Consider the following 16,133-nt stretch of genomic DNA (forward strand, 5'->3'; position numbering starts at 1 on the left):
TCACACATCACGAAAAAGCCCGCGATTCTTTTCGCGGGCTTTTCGTGATGTGCTCTATTTAGCAGGCTCTAATCGCGGCCCGCGGCGGTTCTTGGCCGCGACCCAATCCTACTTGCTCGTCCACCATTTGAAGTCGTCGATGGCGATCGAGAGTTTGATGCCGCTGGCATCGGTGCGAGGCCCGCCCCATTCGATGACGCCGACACCGGTCGACGTGGAATTGAGGCCGTCGAGCTCCGTAACATCGCACCACGGCTTCCAACCGCCCGGCGGCGTGATGCCACAGGCGCCGCGTTCGAGATCGTTCGTCAACTGCCCATCGATCCAGAGGCGCGCGATTCCGTCCCGCGCGCCCGACGCGGTATTCGGCTTGAACTGGATCGTCCAGCGATGCCACTGACCGTCCGCGTACTGGCCGAAATACGGACCGGCCGGCGAGTCCGACTCGCAGCCGGTCTGCGTCATGTCGTTGGCGGCGATCATCGTGTAGCTCGGACCATAGATCGGACAGCTGCCGGAATGGGAATGGGTGTCGAACTGGAGGCGGTTGTTGCCGTGCCAGAGCATGATGTTCTTGATCTGGACGATCGCCGACCAATTTCCGCCGGCGTCCTTCGTGGTGAGCGAGTAGCCGGCGTCCGGTGTCCACTTCGCCCAGTACTGCACGAACACCGTCTTCTGGCCGACGACCGGCGCAGAGCCATTGGTCGTCACGACGCCATGGGACTCCTGAGAGATGCCGTCGTAATGGAACGACAGGCCGTTGCCCGAGTGACCGGGGACGACCTGCACGCCGTTGTCGACGCCGGGTCCTCCGTTCGTTGAGAACGTGGTGCAGTAGTACCACGAATGGTCGATGACTCGGTGCGGCACTTCGGTGGACCCGCACGCCGGATGGAGCATCGCGTTCGTGTACGAGTCGAAGTTTTCGTCGAACAGCATCGTCTGCTGCGTCGCGTCGAAGACCGGCTCGGCCAGTGAATCCGTGTTCGTTTGCGGCAGGGTCGGCACGTACGGCGGCGGGACGATCACGGTGATCGTCGCCGCGCCATTGATGCCGTCGATCGTGCCCTGAATCGGCGCCGAGCCCCCGGTCGTCGCCGTGACGATGCCGGTGGTGGAGACCGTGGCGATCGTCGGACTGAGCGAAGCCCACGTGACGGTCTTCCCGGTCAGTACGTTGCCCTTCGAGTCCTTCGCGACCGCGTGAGCGACCGAGGTGTGTCCAGGAGCAAGGTTCGTTGAATCCAGTGTCACCGTAACCGACGCCGTCGGCGCGGGAGGCGGCGGCGTTTGCGTCGGAGCCGGCGCGTCGACCGTGAACGTCGCGTCACCCGTCTGCGATTCCACCGTCGCGCGAATCGTCGCGCTGCCCGCAACCAGCGCCGTGACCGTGCCGCCAATCGAGACAGTCGCCACGCTCGGGTTCAACGACGACCACGAAACGGTCCGGCCGTTGAGCACATTGCCCGTCGCGTCGCGGACGGTCGCCGTAGCGGTCATCGTCTGCCCCGGATTCAAGCTTGCGCTGCCGAGTGTGACCGTCACCGTCGCGACGGGATCGACGCCCACCGTTTCCGTCGCGTCGCCCGTCTGCCCTTCCGACGTCGCGCGAATGACCACGGCGCCCGTCGTATTCGCGCTCACGACGCCATTCGACCCGACGCTGGCAATCGATGTATCGAGGGACGACCAAGTCACGGTGCGTCCCGTCAGCGGATTGCCCAAGGCATCGGTGACGGTCGCCGTCGCCTGGGTCGTCTGGCCCGGCAAGATCTTGTTCAAGCCAAGCGTGACAGTGACCTGCTCCACCGGGGCCTTTCCGACCGTGAGCAGAACACTGAACGATTTGCCCTCCGACGTCGCCGTGAGCATCGCGGCTCCGACGCCTCGGCCCGTGATGTTCGCCTTGTCAGCGGACGTGCCGACGACGCTGAAGATCGACGTGTTGCCCGAGGACCACGTGATGCTGCGTCCGGTGAGCACACGCCCCGCGGCGTCGGTGACGACGGCGTTGGCGTGCACCGTTTGGCCGACGTTCAACGCGGTGCTGCCGTTCAGATTGATGTAGATGGTCGCCACCGGAACCGGCGGGGATTTCGAGACGCTGATCTTCGCGAACGAGACCTGTCCGCCGCTCGTCGCCGAGATGTTCGCCGTTCCCTCGCCGCGCGCGACGACGACGCCGGCCGACGACACGGAAGCGATGCTGGTATCGGGCGTGGACCACTGCACCGGGAAGCCGTCGACCGCCGCGCCGGTTGAATCGCGCGGCGTTCCGATCAGCTGACGGTTGTCGCCGACGACGATCGCGTCGGCGCCTGGGGTCACTTCGAGGAAGGTCACCGGAGTTTCGATGACCGTCACGAGCGAGCTGGCGGCTTTGCCGTCGACGACGCAGCTCGCCATCGTGCTGCCGCCGCGAACGCCGGTGACGGAACCACCGGCGTCGATCGTGGCGACGCCCGGATCGGCGATCGTCCACGACGGCGCGGAGGAGACGACGACGCCGCGCGAGTCGAGTGCTTGACATTTGAGCGGCGTCACCGAGCCGCGCATCACGGATGCGGACGGCGGCGACACCGAGACGTTGTTTGCTTTGCCATCGCCAAACCCGGCAGCCGAACCATGCACGGACGTGGCGTTGTCGATGCTCGTACAACCGAGCGCGATGGCGATCGAGATCCCGAGGAGTCCTACACCGACCTCATGAAGCCTCTTTGTGGGAAGCATTCACGGTCTCCGCAGATTTGATGTTCGGCGGCTCGGCTGGCATGGCCCGTCGTCCGGGCGGTAGCCCCGCAGCTTTCCGTCGCTGGGTTTCCCCAGGTTTGGCTTTGTCGCATTCAGCTCTGCCGAGAGCGGAAATGCGGGCGAAAACGGCTTGCGCCGTCACTCCTTCGACGACCCGAATTCCGAGCGGTCACTGGCCGCGCGAATCTTCAGCAGTTGTTAGAAAACGTTATAAATCGCTGTCACGTTTCGCTGCAGAGGCGCAAAGAGTTCACGCGCTCGCCCGCGCGATTATGTGCGATCCGTCACGTCGCGGAAGAGCCAGTCCTCGCGGCGGCGGACACGCTTCCAGAGATACGGGAGCGTCGCGTCGGCGAGCGCGCGATAGATCCAGAGCGGCGCGCCGAACGGCCACTCCGCAGGAGTCGAGACAACGATTTCACAACCAGCGTCGCGAACCGCTATCGAGCCATTTATCATGCACGGCAACGGCCGCTGCATGGAAACCGCGGGTCGCAGCCCGTCTCGCTCCGATCCGCAGGAATGCCATCCCCTTTTGAGCCGCTGGAGCAATCTTGGCACGCTTGATCGCGTTCTACTTGCCCCAGTTCCATCCGATTCCCGAGAACGACGAGTGGTGGGGCCGGGGATTCACCGAGTGGACGAACACGGCGAAAGCGAAACCGCTATTCCCGGGACATTATCAGCCCCACGTTCCCGCCGATCTGGGCTTCTACGATCTGCGAGTGCCCGAGACTCGCGCGGCGCAGGCCGCGATGGCGCGCGCTTACGGCGTCGAAGCTTTTTGCTACTACCACTATTGGTTCGCCGGTCGCCGAATCCTCGAGCGGCCATTCACCGAGGTCCTGGCGTCCGGCGAGCCCGATTTTCCGTTCTGCCTGTGTTGGGCGAATCAGACGTGGACAGGCATTTGGCACGGTGAGCCGAACCGGGTCTTGATCGAGCAGACCTATCCGGGTGCCGACGATCACCGCCGTCACTTCGAATCGCTGCTCCCAGGGTTTCACGACCGACGATACGTGCGGGTCGACGACAGACCGCTCTTCGTTTTCTTCAGGCCGGCCGACGTTCCTGAAACGCCGGCGACGATGGACCTGTGGCGCCGACTGGCGCAGGAAGCCGGCCTGGGGGATCTCTTCCTCCTCGGAACGAACATTCCCGATCGATCGACAGCTGCGGATCTCGGACTCGACGGCGCGATCGTGGGCAAGCTTCCCCAGCTTCGTCCGTGGGTCAGCCGGCGAAGGCCAATCAAGTGGCTGCAGCGGAAGTATCAGGATGCGAAGGGAATGCCGACCGTCTATCGGTACGAGGAGGGCGCGGCCTTGTGGACGTGCTCCGAGGCGTTCACCGATGGCGCCTATCCTTGCTTGCTTCCGAACTGGGACAACACTCCGCGAAGCGGGCGCAACGGTTTGGTGCTCCACGGTGCGACGCCGCAGCTGTTCGAGGCGCACGCGCGGATGATCGCGGTGGGCGTTCGGGGGCGCCCGGCGGAGCGGAACCTCGTATTCATCAAATCGTGGAACGAGTGGGCGGAGGGGAACCATCTCGAGCCCGATTTACGGTTCGGGCTCGCGTTCCTGGACGCGTTGAAGGCCGTGTTCAGTGACGATGGTGCGCGGCCCTGACCGCGGCAGAAAGGACCCTTCGAGTGCCGTCGATGGGGCCCTCGACGAACGCGAGTTCGTGCAGCTAACCGGCTATCCTGCATCGGGATTCGCGCAGAGGGGGTCGTGTGTAGCGCAGATGCAGCAAGGGCGATGCGCCCACGCCACGCCGCGGTAGCGACTCAGCGCGAAGTATGGTAGACCAAGTGCGAAAATAGAGCGATTGGATACAGCATCCGTTCTTGGACGGTATCGCGGAAAGAGCCGTCAAGTCGTTGTCGGGTCGTCGATAGTGTCTTTCGTATTAGTAAGGAGAGACCCTGATGCGACGGCACGGGACCGCGTGGACGGCTGTAACGTTTTGGCCTGTTAAGGATGGACCGAGACATGCAAAAGGCGGGGCCGCGAACTCAGCAGCCCGATCTCTCGCGACAGTTTTTCCGCATGCGAGAGATCCCGGCCGGGTGAGCGGCGCCGCGCGGACCGTGGCGCGCAGCAGGGCAGCGGCACTATCGCAGGGATCAAGGGCTCACTACGGGCCCCGGATTGGAACCACGCTCAATCGGAGAATCAAATGCGAATGACCCGCAGTACCGCCGCAATGTCGGCGCTCACCGTACTTTTTGCCGCTGCCTGTTCGGACTCCGTGGTTGCTCCAGATTCGCCGACGCGAGCCGCGCCGGTCGGTTCGTCGCGAGCCCTCATCAACACGTTCCTACCCGGCGTCGTCGTCGCTGGTGGGGACGCCGGAGCGTTTACGAACGCGATCAATCCCACTGAGGCGACCCGCCTTCATGGGGCGTTCTGGGACAACGTCTCATCTGATGATGCGGACTTCGCGACCACGAAGTTGATCAAGTGCAACATCGGCTACTACGTGCTCGGAACGATCCCGGCCACCTGCCTGGAAACGGATGCCCTCTCGTTCGCCAACCGGGGAGGTTTCACCGGCGGCAACTATTGGGGTGACAACGGCGGTATCGGCGGCGGCCAGGACGGCTCGTCGTTCCTGTTCAGCGGTCAGTACACGTACGACGTCAAGCTCGTCGGCACGTACGCCGGCGGCACCAGCGAAGTCGGCGTCTTCACCAAGGTCGGCACCACGTACACCTTCCACCCAGTGCCGGCGTGGGGAACGAAGACGGTCAACAATACGATCACGTTCAACACGAACCTGCTCCCCGGTGCCGAGAAGGGTGCCAACTGGGGCTTCTATGTGAAGAACACGTCGCTGAATGCGACGGGCAGCTGCGCTGCGCAGAGCGCCTGCTCCGACGCCACGGGCAGCTACACGGGCGCGCCGTTCCAGCAGTTCTCGCTGTTCATCAGCTCCGACGGTAAGAAGCTCGAGGTCGGTCTCGAGGACAACGCGCTCTCGCCGTTGTGGGCCGGCAACGACCCGATCAACAACCCGACGAACAGAGACTCGGACTACCAGGATTACATCCTATCGGTCACGCCTTCCGTGATCGCCATTCCGGGTGGCTGCACGCTCGGCTTCTGGAAGACGCACACCGGGTTGGGCCCGCAGGAAAACGACTGGCCGAGTCCGTACGTCCCGGGCGTCACGACGCTCGGTGGCGCCGGCTTCGTCGGTACGGGCAACCAGACCACGACCATGCTCGACGCGCTGTCGTTCAAGGGCGGCCCGTCGGTTCAGGATGCCAAGAACCTCCTGATGAAGCAGGCCGTCGCGGCCCTGCTCAATGCGGCTACCCCTGGCATGAATTACCCGCTCAGCGTTGCCAACGTCATCAGCATGGTCAACACGGCCTTGGCGTCGGGCGACAGACAGACGATCCTCAACCTCGCCGGCGTCCTCGAGGCAGACAACAGCCTCGAAGGTCCGCTCTGCTAATCGTCTTCGCTGGATGAATGCGAACGGCCCCGATCTCCGGATCGGGGCCGTTTCGTTTTGACCGGATCGAAAGTTCGTGTCGTCAGCGAACCGGCGACGAAGCCTTCCAATAAGCCAGCGTCGTCCCGGCAATTCGTTTCACGTCGCGCCCCATCGCTCTCCACTCGCCGAGGGCCCGCAATACGCCGGGGTGCGTCGGGTCGCAGTCGTGCCAGAGAAAGACTCCATTGCCGCCGCAGAGCGCGTAGCACTGCTCCGAGTCGTGCTTCGCGTGCTCGTACGTGTGCGAGCCGTCGATGAAGAAGAAGGTCGGATGGCCCGCCTCGCGAAAATCCCACGTCGCCGTGTCGGCGCGATGCTGGCAAATGCGCGCGGCAACCGGAGAGTCCAGAAACTCACGGCCCACCACTCGGCTCGCGATCAAGTGCCAATCGTCTTTCGGCAGACTTGCCTCCGCGCCCTCCGGACCGAAGCCGTCCGGAAGGTCGACCGTGTTGATCGTCGCCGTCGGAAGCGTCTCGGCCATCTGCCGCGCGGTGTATCCCATGAACGTCCCGATCTCGAGGACCTCCTTCGGTTCTTCCGCGACGAGAATGCCCAACAACGTGAGCAGCTCGTTGGTCGGCAGCATCCCGTCTTCGTACTCCGAGATCGGAAGGGTGATTCGCGGCCGACGGCCGGCGAGGATCTCGGCCAGTCGAATCGTCGGAATGTCGAGCGGCGAAGAGTACGGCTCGTCTCGCGCTCCCCGAAACGCGCGCAGGGCCGCCTGGGCGAAACGATCCGGCTTGCCGCGCAGCAAATAGGGCAGCGAGGCCACGTTGGTGCCGAAGACGATGCGGAGAAGTTGTTTCATTCGACGGTGTGCGCGGAGATCCCGGCGCCGGCGAGACGGAGCCAGTCTTCGTCGGCCCGCAGTCGCTCGATCACCTGGGAAGCGGTGAGTGTCGCCAGGGGCCCCGGATGGCGGAGGAGCACTCTTTCCGTCCGCTGGACGAAGAAGCCTTCGTACGGACGCCAGTCGTGACCCTTGAAACGACTCAACAGAATGAGCGAAGGCGTGTGCCACGCGTTCGCCATGTGAGCTGGACCGCTGTCGATGCCAATGAAGAATCCCGCACGCCGAATCACGTCGGCGGTCTGCAACAACGTCAGGCGACCGCACAACGATGAGACAAATCGTCCCGGCGGGAGTTTGGCGTCGAGGCCCACCTCGACGACGCTGACGCCGCAGCTTTCGATGTAACCGACGAGGTCCGTCCAGGCGGAGGCCATCCAATCGCGGTCCGGGTCATTCGAGGCGGCGTGAATCGCCACGAACCGACTCGGTAGATGGAGGCGATCGACGCTCTCGCGCACCGACGGTGGCAGATGGATCGTCGCCTCTCCGGACAACTCCTCGATGCCGGCCGCTTTCGAGAACGCTCCGATGAGGCTTCGTTCGCGGACGTAAGTTCGCGTATCGATCGTCGGATCACCCCACGTCTTGAGATGCCGCACGCCGTCGATTCCCGTCGGCCGATTGTTCACGTGCAGATCGATCGTCTGGTCGAACACGGCGGACTGAATGATGGGCGTGAGCGAAGCGAGAGATCGAATGGTGAACACCTGGTCGATGCCGGGATGGGTCGTCACGAGCTCGGCGTACGCCGGCTTCACGATCCAGACGATTCGAGCGCCCGTGTGGCGCTGGCGCGCCCAGGCGACCACCGGTTCGCACGCGATGATGTCGCCCATGTGTTCGGCGAGCAGGATGCCGCAGATCGGCCGCGACGGCTCGCGTTCACGGAGGCGACGGACTTGCTGAATCACCGATCGCGCTTCCCCGCGAGCCCGCCGAATCGCCGCAAACCGCCGCAGAGCTTCCCGCGCCTCGAAGAGACGCGCGCGAAACGGAATGAATCGCTTGAGAGACGGCGTCGCGGGCATCCGCGATCACTCCCGGACGGGAATTCCGCGGGATTCGCCGATCGTGACGGCGCCCGGTCCCACCGATGAGTTGCCGTATTGCCGATCGATCCACTGGCGATAGCTGCCGTCCATCACTGCGCTCCACCACGCTTCGTTCGTCAGGTACCAGTCCACCGTGCGGGCGAGACCCGTGTGCAGCGTTTCGCGCGGCTCGAAGCGAAGCGTCGACGCGATGAAGCTCGGATCGATCGCGTACCGCCGATCGTGCCCGGGACGATCGCGCACGTGGGCGATCAACTCGGCACAGCTTGCGCGACGCGCCGCCGGGCATTCGGAGAAACGCTCTTGAAGTGCGCGGTCGGCGCCGATACGCTCGTCGACCAAGGCGCAAAGCTGTCGCACGATGTGAACATTCTCATGTTCGGCGCGGCCGCCCACGTTGAACGTCCTGCCCGCGACATCGGCGCCGAGAATCCGGTCGATGGCCACGCAATGATCTTCGACGAAAAGCCAGTCGCGCACCTGCTTGCCGTCGCCGTACACTGGCAGCTGCATCGCGCGGAGCGCGTTGACGATCATCAACGGGATGAGCTTTTCGGGAAACTGATATGGCCCGTAGTTGTTCGAGCAGTTGCTGATCGTCGCGGGGAGCGCGTAGGTATGCTGGTAGGCGCGCACGAGATGGTCCGATGCGGCTTTGCTCGCCGCGTACGGCGAGTTCGGCGAGTACGGCGTGCGCTCGGTGAATGCGGCGTCCTGCGGCCCGAGCGAGCCGTAGACCTCGTCGGTCGACACGTGGTGAAAGCGTACGCCGGGGCGCCACGCCGAATTCGTGCGCCACGCCGCGCGCGCGGCGTCGAGCAGCACCTGCGTGCCGACGACGTTCGTTCGCACGAACGCCCCCGGCTCGACGATCGACCGGTCGACGTGCGACTCCGCCGCGAAATGCACGATGGTGTCGATCTCGTGATCGGCCAATGCACGCGCGACGGCTTCCGGCTCGGCGATGTCGCCCCGGACGAACGCAAAGCGTGGATCTGCGTCGAGGCCGGCGAGCGTGGCGAGGTTGCCGGCGTAGGTCAGGGCGTCGAAGACGACCACGCGATCACTCGCGTGCTCACGCAGCCAATAGCGGACGAAGTTCCCACCGATGAATCCGGCGCCGCCGGTCACGAGGAGCCTACGCATTCATGAGCTCACGTGTAGACGCGGCGACACCGACGCGCCAATGGGGCGGCAAGAATCCGATGGTACGCCACGAGTCGTGTTTGTCGAGCACCGAATACGCGGGACGCTTGGCCACCGAGGGACGCTCGCTGCTGCGGATTGGTTCGACGCCAGCTCCGGTTGGAAGACGACCCTCCGACGCGAGCGTCTCCATGACGGCGACGGCGACGTCGTACCACGACGCGACGCCGGCGTCAGTGAAGTGAAGCAAGCCGGTCGCGGCGTTGCCGGCGAGACACCAGAGCGCCCGCGCGAGGTGTCGCGCGCGTGTCGGCGTGCCGATCTGGTCGTCCACGACACGCATGGCCTTTCCTGCACCGAGAAAACGCACGGCGGTTTTCACGAAGTTCGTGCCGACAGCCGAGTGAACCCACGCAGTGCGAACGACCACCGCATTCCCCGCCGTGGCCAACGCACGACGTTCGCCTTCCAACTTCGTCGAGCCGTAGACGCTGATGGCACCCGCGAGCGCGCCGACTGCGTATGGCTCGTGAGCGCGTCCATCGAACACGTAGTCGGTCGAGATGTGCAAAAAACGGGCGCCCATCTCCGCGCTCGCTTCGGCCATGACGCCGGGCGCGACGCCGTTCACCGCCATCGCGTCGTCGGCCGCCGATTCGGCGCCGTCGACGTTCGTATACCCGGCGCAGTTGATCACCGCGTCGGGACGCACCTCGCGTGTGACGCGCAGGACCGCGTCGCGATCGCGAACGTCGACGTCGCCCACGTCGAGCGCGATGATTCGAGCGTCGCTGGGCGCCATCCCCAACAGCTCCAATCCGACTTGGCCCGCCGCCCCAAAGATCAGCACACGCCTGGTCATTCGAACCAGGCCTGCGACGAAAACGCGCACGCCCCGGCGTCAGCGTCGGACAGCGTCGGCTCGACGCCGTGGGGCAACGGCCAACGAATTCCGATCTCAGGGTCGTTCCAACGAATCGCACGGTTCGACGGCGCGTGATAGACCGTCGTGCACTTGTACGTCACGTCGGCGACGTCGCTCAATACCAGAAATCCGTGCCCGAATCCGGGAGGAATCCAGAGTTGCCGGCCGTCGCCCGCTTCGAGCGTCACACCGACCCACCGCCCGAAGTCCGGCGACGAGCGGCGGAGATCCACCGCGACGTCAAAGATTCTTCCGGTGACGGCGCGGACGAGCTTCCCCTGCGGCTGCTCGAGCTGGAAATGAAGCCCGCGCAGAACGTTTCTGTGCGAGCGGCTGTGGTTGTCTTGCGCGAACGACGTCGGCAGCCCGATCGACGCGAATCGGTCCGCATGAAACGTCTCGGTGAAGAACCCGCGCGTGTCGGCGTGCACCGGAGCACGAACGACGGCGACGTCGCGCAGCTCGGTGCGTTCCACAATCACGGACTCGGAACCTCGTCGGCGATCGCCCGGAGGTATCCGCCGTAGTCGCTCTTGCCCAGCGCGTCGGCGAGCTCCAGCAGCTTCGTGCGATCGATGTATCCCATGCGAAACGCCACCTCTTCCGGAGCGGCGATCTTGAGTCCTTGACGCTGTTCGACGGTCTGCACGAAATGCGTCGCCTGAACGAGAGAGTCGTGCGTTCCCGTGTCGAGCCATGCGCTGCCCCGACCCAGAATCTCGACGTGCAGGTCACTCGCTTCCAGGTAGGCGCGATTGACGTCCGTGATCTCGAGCTCTCCGCGCGGCGACGGCTTCAAGTTGGCGGCGATGTCGACGACTCGTCGATCGTAGAAGTACAGCCCGGTCACGGCGAAATTCGACCGCGGTGTCTTGGGCTTCTCCTCGATCGATATGGCCCGTCCCGCCGCGTCGAACTCGACGACGCCGTACGCCTGCGGATTCGACACGCGATACGCGAAGACGGTCGCGCCTCGTTCGCGCTTGGCCGCCGTCTGGACCGCGGTCGCGAGCTCGTGCCCGTAGAACAGATTGTCGCCGAGTATGAGCGCGGATGGGTGACCGCCGACGAAATCGCGGCCGATGATGAACGCTTCCGCAAGTCCGTTCGGCTTGTCCTGAACGGCGTACGAGATCTCGAGCCCCCACTCGCACCCCGATCCCAAGAGATCCTCGAACGCCTGCCGGTCTCGCGGCGTCGTGATGATCAACAGCGTGCGAACCCCCGCCAGCATCAGCGTCGACAGCGGATAGTAGATCATCGGCTTGTCGTACACGGGGAGCAGTTGCTTGCTCACCGAGCGCGTGACGGGATACAGCCGCGTTCCGGACCCACCGGCGAGGATTATTCCGCGAGTGTCCATGGCGACGGGTGGGAGGACGTGAGATCGATCGAAGCTACGCCGTCTGTCGCTTGGTGTCGGGCGAAACGCTGGTCCGCGCACCCAGTTTGATAGCGCGCCATCGCGAGTTCATTTGAACATCACCGTAAAAGGGCGACCGCTCCAGCACTTCGATTTGCAGCCGCGGCCCCGTCATGATGTCCTGACGCTTCAACGAATCCCACACGAACGGCATGACGTGATACGTCCCCGGAGGAACGTTCATCTGCAGCACGATTTCGTACTCGAATTCTCCTTCGACCGGCAGCGGAATGTCGCGCTGCAGCCCGGAAATCGAGTGAACGTTCCGTCCCGTGCGTTGATCCACGACGCAGAGGGCGGGCACCCAACCAGGCGGCGGGTTGTCGAGCGAAGCCGTGCCGGCCACCGTGATCGTGACCTCCTCGCCGGATCGCACGACCTGGCCGTCGGAAGCCAGGACACGCTGGAATTCGACGCTCGGTTCGCCGGTCCCTTGGCCGCGGCCCGACATGCCGTGCAGGTACGCGTTGATGCAGTTGAGCGGCGAACCCGTCGCACGAACCTCACCGCGCTCGAGGAGGATCGCTTTGGTGCACAGCTCCGAAATCCGATCGAGCTGATGGGAAACGAGAACGACCGGCGCGCCGGCGCTCGCCATCTGTTTGATGCGCGCGAACGCCTTTTGTTGAAAGCGTGCGTCGCCCACCGAGAGCACTTCATCGATGATGAGGATGTCGGGCTCGAGATGGGCCGCGATGGCAAAACCGAGTCGCGCGTTCATGCCGCTCGAGTATCGCTTGACGGGCGTGTCGATGAACTCCGGAATTCCCGAAAAGTCGACGATCTCGTCGAACTTGCGCATGACCTCGGCCTTGCGCATCCCCATGATCGCGCCTTGCAGAAAGATGTTCTGCCGGCCCGTCAGGTCGGGGTGAAAGCCCGCGGACACTTCGATCAACGCGCCGATCGTCCCGTTCACCTTCACGATGCCGGCGCTCGGTTCCATGATGCGGTTGAGAATCTTGAGCGTCGTCGATTTTCCAGCGCCGTTGCCGCCGATGATGCCCAGCACGTCGCCCGGCTTCACGTCGAACGACAGATCGCGCACCGCCCAGAAGTAGCGGTCATCGGCGGGCCGTTTCGGCTCGCGGCCCGTCATGCGGCGGAAGGTTGCGGGGATGAGATCGCGCAGAGAGTCGTGAAGCTGACCCTTCCGAAATCGCTTCCAGACTCCCTCGAAAACGAGCGACGGCTGTTTCGTCGTCACGCCATCTCCGCGAAGCGGCTCGAACCCGACCGGAACACGTAGATGCCGGTGATTATCAGGAACAGGCTCCACCCGGCCGCGTAGGCGAGCATCCACGGCGCCCAAACCACGACGTCGCCTTTGCGAGAAGCCACCACGATGGTCTCGGCAAGGCTGTGACCGTGCACCAGAGCAACATCCATCGCCTGGATGAACGGCGACAACGGGAGCACCATCATGATCGATGCGCCTTTCGGACCGAGCATCTGCGGCTCGAAGAAAACCGGCGTGGCGAACACGCCGAAGTTGAGCAGCACTTGCACGATGTACTTGACGTCGCGAAAGAACAGGTTCGCGCAGCTGAGGAACAACGCGCACCCCACCGTAAAGAGCATCAGCAGCAGCAGCACCGCGATCACCCACAGACCCGACCAGGAAAGACCGGTCTTGTCGATGAAGGGCATCACCGACGCGACCACGACGAGTCCGACAACCAGATCCGGGCTCTGGGCGATCACCGTGGACAGCGGCAACACCTCGCGCGGGAAATAGACTTTGCTGATGAGATTCGAGTTGCCGATGACGCTCGACGTGGCCTGCGAGAGCGCGCCGGAAAAGAACGCCCAGGGGAGCGCCTTCGCCGCCAGCGACGCGATGCTCGACCCCTCGAGCGGCGAGTTCGCGAGCGTCGCCAGGACGACCCGAAACATCATGCCGGCGCCGACGATGAGGATCGGCATGAGGAGCGCCCACGCGAACCCCATCACGGCCTGCGTATAGCGCAGCGTGAGATCTCGAAGGACGAACTGTACGACGAGGTCGCGGGATTCCCAGATCTCGCCGACGATTTGAACGATCGACGGTCGGGGGGCCCTCGGCGTAGGCGTCGCCGCTCTACCGGCGCCCAGGGGTGTCGTGGCCGTCATGCGCCTCTCGAATTCACCATGCCCACGTCAATCTAGCCGCGGACCGTGGGCGCAGCCCTGCTCTGTCTTGTTCGGCAGACTCACGAGCGATCCTCCGCCATGCCATTGGCTAGCTTGAAGTTGCGCGGCCGGCGCGCCCACTGGGGGACTCCACGAGGCCGCAGAGCCAAGACGCGCTCGCCGTAACGCGAGTCACGCGGGCCGCCCTCCGTAGGACACGATGCTTTCGACCAGCCGGCCCAAGTCTCGGCTGGACCCCAGCGAGTGCACCGGAAGAGTCACGAGCTGGTGCACCAATTGGGCCGCGCCAGGCATCCTTGATTCCCCAACCACCAGCCGCGCCAGCGCAGGCAGCTCGCCCAGCTCCTTTGGATAGCTGGCAGCGACACCGAGCCGACGTACGGCGTCCTCTCCCCCGATGGCGCTCGCGAAGCCGCGAAGTCCCTGGGCCGCCAGAACCGGAAAGCGGAGGTACCCCGCACTCGAACCGGCGGCAGACGATGCGATCTCGCGCAATGCGGGTTGATCGGCGATTTGGGCGCGAAGCTTACGCGCATTTTCGCGGCGCCGGTCCGCTTCGCCCGAGGACATGGCTCGCCCGGCGAGCAACGCCGCGGCGGACGCGCGCGCAATGGCCCTGATCTCCCTCGGCGGGTGGTAAACGGTCTCGCCTAGCTCAAGGCCTGGCGCACTTTGCGGGAGGCCATACAGTGACGGCCTTCCCAACCCCCATTGGGCTGCGAGAACAGTTGCGGCCTTGAGACTCGCCATGCTCGCGGCCGTGCGCAGCGTCCGCGACGAACGTCGTCCACGACGAAACAGAACCGCCCCGCCGGCACCACCCGTCCAGCCCTTACCGCGTCCGAAGCTCAATGTGCCGATGTCGCCGAGTGAGCCCAGCGGCCTGCGGCGATGCGTCGCTCCGTGCCCCTGCGCCGCGTCCTCGATGAGAGTCGCCCCCTGCGTCGAGGCGACGTCCTCGATCGCATCCCAGTCGACGGGAATTCCGTACAGCGGCGCGATGACGACAACGCGCGCGCCGGCAGCGAGCACCCGCGCCAGGGACTCCAGGTCAGGCGAGAGCGAAAGCGGGTCGAGGTCGTACAGCATCACGGGGCCGCCGGCACCAACCGCCGCCGACGCAACGTCGAAGCAGCTGAAAGCCGGCAGCGCGACGGCCGCTTGCCGACCGAGGTCGTCGCGCGCGCATTCGATCGCGACCTGAAGCGCTTGCGTTCCGCTACCGCAGAGGAGCACTTCGTCCGCCGAATACTCGCGGCGCAGCAGGGCATCGAGCTGTTCAACAGAATCGCGACGACCGCCGAGCGTGGCTGCCGCGGCAGCCGCGAGGGCCGCAATCGGGACCGGCGAATAGACGGAGAGCTGATGTCTCAGATGCATCGCCGTTCACCCTTCTTCGCCTGCCGACTCACGCCTCGGAGGCTTTCCGGCTGTTTCGATGCTCCATCAACACCCCTCGCACTCTCGACGCTTCCATCAAGCTGCCCAACCATCCCGGGTGGCGAATCGCGCGCTGCCAGGCATAGCGAAGGTGCGACATGACGACGGCACGGTAGACCCATCGCGGGGTCGCGCCGGCCGCGGTCCCGTTCTCGACGCGAACCTGCGTTCGTCCGAGACCGACCCAATACTCACGCACGAAGCGCAGGGTCAATCGATGCGCGACCACGTAGTGACGCACCTTTGCTGAGGGAACCCAGACGCCCTGGAATCCGTCGGCGGCGAGGGCTCTGCAGTACGTCGTTTCCTCGCCGCGAATCTGATCGTTTCCGTGCGGGCCAAGTTTGGTATCGTAATCGCGCGACGAAAATGCGGCCCGTCGGAAGGCCATGTTGGCGCCGAACGGCGGCTCGTCGGCTCCGAGTTGTCGCTCTTCCGGACCGAGATCGCGCAGCGCCATCGCGGGCGCAAGCGCATTCTCGTTTGCCTGAAACCAGGACGGCGGGTCGTGCTCGAACCAGGGTTTGATGAGTCCTCCGAAGTACCCTGCGTTCGGCCAGCGCTCGGCCGCGCGCACGTACGCGGCGAACCAGTCCTCATCTACGAGAACGTCGTCGTCGGTCCATAGCAACAGGTCGGCCGCCGCGTTTCTCAGGACACAGTTCTTCGCGTACGATGTGCCCTGCTGCTTTTCGACCAATCGACGAATCGGCAGGCGCCCCGCGTACCGCTCAACCACAGCGGGAGTGTCATCGGTGCAGTTGTTGTCGACGACCAACAACTCCCACGAGATCCCGCTCGGAATCCGCAGGTTGCACATCTGCGCCAGCGTCGCGTCGAGCAACTTGGCGCGATTCCACGTGCAGATGCCAACGGTGACGTCCATGCGTG

Annotated in this window: 14 protein-coding genes and 1 riboswitch; of the genes, 2 read left to right on the plus strand and 12 right to left on the minus strand. The window is 64.6% G+C overall.

The genetic code is table 11. The features are described 5' to 3' along the window. Window positions 1-108 precede the first annotated feature (108 nt). Both VGQ44_18950 and VGQ44_18955 read right to left on the minus strand, forming a co-directional pair. Window positions 109-2,733 (minus strand): Ig-like domain-containing protein, encoded by a 2,625-nt coding sequence (locus tag VGQ44_18950; GenBank protein HEV8448921.1) that lies wholly within the window; start codon window positions 2,731-2,733, stop codon window positions 109-111. 23 nt (window positions 2,734-2,756) lie between these two features. Then, window positions 2,757-2,846, minus strand: a riboswitch (cyclic di-GMP riboswitch). Window positions 2,847-3,024: 178 nt separating this feature from the next. Further along, window positions 3,025-3,234: a hypothetical protein gene (locus tag VGQ44_18955; protein ID HEV8448922.1), complete on the minus strand. Its 210-nt coding sequence runs from the start codon at window positions 3,232-3,234 to the stop codon at window positions 3,025-3,027. Between the two features lie 74 nt (window positions 3,235-3,308). Here VGQ44_18955 and VGQ44_18960 point away from each other — a divergent pair, with 74 nt between their 5' ends. Beyond that, a complete protein-coding gene (locus VGQ44_18960) occupies window positions 3,309-4,385 on the plus strand; it encodes a glycoside hydrolase family 99-like domain-containing protein (GenBank protein ID HEV8448923.1) in 1,077 nt (358 codons plus the stop codon). 553 nt (window positions 4,386-4,938) lie between these two features. Continuing rightward, complete coding sequence (locus tag VGQ44_18965) at window positions 4,939-6,222, plus strand: hypothetical protein (protein ID HEV8448924.1); 1,284 nt, start codon at window positions 4,939-4,941, stop codon at window positions 6,220-6,222. An 82-nt stretch (window positions 6,223-6,304) separates the two neighbouring features. Here VGQ44_18965 and VGQ44_18970 read toward each other — a convergent pair whose 3' ends face one another. From VGQ44_18970 to VGQ44_19015, 10 genes are all read right to left on the minus strand, one after another. After that, window positions 6,305-7,078 (minus strand): class I SAM-dependent methyltransferase, encoded by a 774-nt coding sequence (locus tag VGQ44_18970; GenBank protein ID HEV8448925.1) that lies wholly within the window; start codon window positions 7,076-7,078, stop codon window positions 6,305-6,307. Next, on the minus strand, window positions 7,075-8,151 hold the full coding sequence (locus tag VGQ44_18975) for a glycosyltransferase family 9 protein (protein HEV8448926.1): 1,077 nt from the start codon (window positions 8,149-8,151) through the stop codon (window positions 7,075-7,077). The genes VGQ44_18970 and VGQ44_18975 overlap by 4 nt, the downstream gene beginning before the upstream one ends. Before the next feature lie 6 nt (window positions 8,152-8,157). Then, window positions 8,158-9,321 (minus strand): dTDP-glucose 4,6-dehydratase, encoded by a 1,164-nt coding sequence (rfbB, locus tag VGQ44_18980; protein ID HEV8448927.1) that lies wholly within the window; start codon window positions 9,319-9,321, stop codon window positions 8,158-8,160. Then, entirely contained in the window at window positions 9,314-10,183 is an 870-nt protein-coding gene (gene rfbD / locus VGQ44_18985; GenBank protein HEV8448928.1) for a dTDP-4-dehydrorhamnose reductase, read from the minus strand. Before rfbD ends, rfbB begins: the two co-directional genes overlap by 8 nt. Continuing rightward, window positions 10,180-10,728: a dTDP-4-dehydrorhamnose 3,5-epimerase gene (rfbC, locus tag VGQ44_18990; protein ID HEV8448929.1), complete on the minus strand. Its 549-nt coding sequence runs from the start codon at window positions 10,726-10,728 to the stop codon at window positions 10,180-10,182. The genes rfbD and rfbC overlap by 4 nt, the downstream gene beginning before the upstream one ends. Further along, entirely contained in the window at window positions 10,725-11,609 is an 885-nt protein-coding gene (rfbA, locus tag VGQ44_18995; protein HEV8448930.1) for a glucose-1-phosphate thymidylyltransferase RfbA, read from the minus strand. The genes rfbC and rfbA overlap by 4 nt, the downstream gene beginning before the upstream one ends. Before the next feature lie 34 nt (window positions 11,610-11,643). Further along, window positions 11,644-12,876 (minus strand): polysaccharide ABC transporter ATP-binding protein, encoded by a 1,233-nt coding sequence (locus VGQ44_19000; GenBank protein ID HEV8448931.1) that lies wholly within the window; start codon window positions 12,874-12,876, stop codon window positions 11,644-11,646. Continuing rightward, a complete protein-coding gene (locus VGQ44_19005) occupies window positions 12,873-13,781 on the minus strand; it encodes an ABC transporter permease (protein HEV8448932.1) in 909 nt (302 codons plus the stop codon). The genes VGQ44_19000 and VGQ44_19005 overlap by 4 nt, the downstream gene beginning before the upstream one ends. 192 nt (window positions 13,782-13,973) lie before the next feature. Further along, window positions 13,974-15,182, minus strand: a complete 1,209-nt coding sequence (locus tag VGQ44_19010; GenBank protein HEV8448933.1) for a DegT/DnrJ/EryC1/StrS family aminotransferase — start codon at window positions 15,180-15,182, stop codon at window positions 13,974-13,976. A gap of 28 nt (window positions 15,183-15,210) precedes the next feature. Then, window positions 15,211-16,128 (minus strand): glycosyltransferase, encoded by a 918-nt coding sequence (locus VGQ44_19015; protein HEV8448934.1) that lies wholly within the window; start codon window positions 16,126-16,128, stop codon window positions 15,211-15,213. Window positions 16,129-16,133: the final 5 nt, after the last annotated feature.

This window comes from Gemmatimonadaceae bacterium (assembly GCA_036003045.1).
Classification (GTDB): Bacteria; Gemmatimonadota; Gemmatimonadetes; order Gemmatimonadales; family Gemmatimonadaceae; genus JAQBQB01.

Bases quoted from the DNA above. Each gene is read 5' to 3' on its own strand.
- VGQ44_18950 (HEV8448921.1), bottom strand. From the start codon at position 2,733: ATGCTTCCCACAAAGAGGCTTCATGAGGTCGGTGTAGGACTCCTCGGG.
- VGQ44_18955 (HEV8448922.1), bottom strand. From the start codon at position 3,234: ATGCAGCGGCCGTTGCCGTGCATGATAAATGGCTCGATAGCGGTTCGC.
- VGQ44_18965 (HEV8448924.1), top strand. From the start codon at position 4,939: ATGCGAATGACCCGCAGTACCGCCGCAATGTCGGCGCTCACCGTACTT.
- VGQ44_18970 (HEV8448925.1), bottom strand. From the start codon at position 7,078: ATGAAACAACTTCTCCGCATCGTCTTCGGCACCAACGTGGCCTCGCTG.
- VGQ44_18975 (HEV8448926.1), bottom strand. From the start codon at position 8,151: ATGCCCGCGACGCCGTCTCTCAAGCGATTCATTCCGTTTCGCGCGCGT.
- rfbB (HEV8448927.1), bottom strand. From the start codon at position 9,321: ATGCGTAGGCTCCTCGTGACCGGCGGCGCCGGATTCATCGGTGGGAAC.
- rfbD (HEV8448928.1), bottom strand. From the start codon at position 10,183: ATGACCAGGCGTGTGCTGATCTTTGGGGCGGCGGGCCAAGTCGGATTG.
- rfbA (HEV8448930.1), bottom strand. From the start codon at position 11,609: ATGGACACTCGCGGAATAATCCTCGCCGGTGGGTCCGGAACGCGGCTG.
- VGQ44_19005 (HEV8448932.1), bottom strand. From the start codon at position 13,781: ATGACGGCCACGACACCCCTGGGCGCCGGTAGAGCGGCGACGCCTACG.
- VGQ44_19010 (HEV8448933.1), bottom strand. From the start codon at position 15,182: ATGCATCTGAGACATCAGCTCTCCGTCTATTCGCCGGTCCCGATTGCG.
- VGQ44_19015 (HEV8448934.1), bottom strand. From the start codon at position 16,128: ATGGACGTCACCGTTGGCATCTGCACGTGGAATCGCGCCAAGTTGCTC.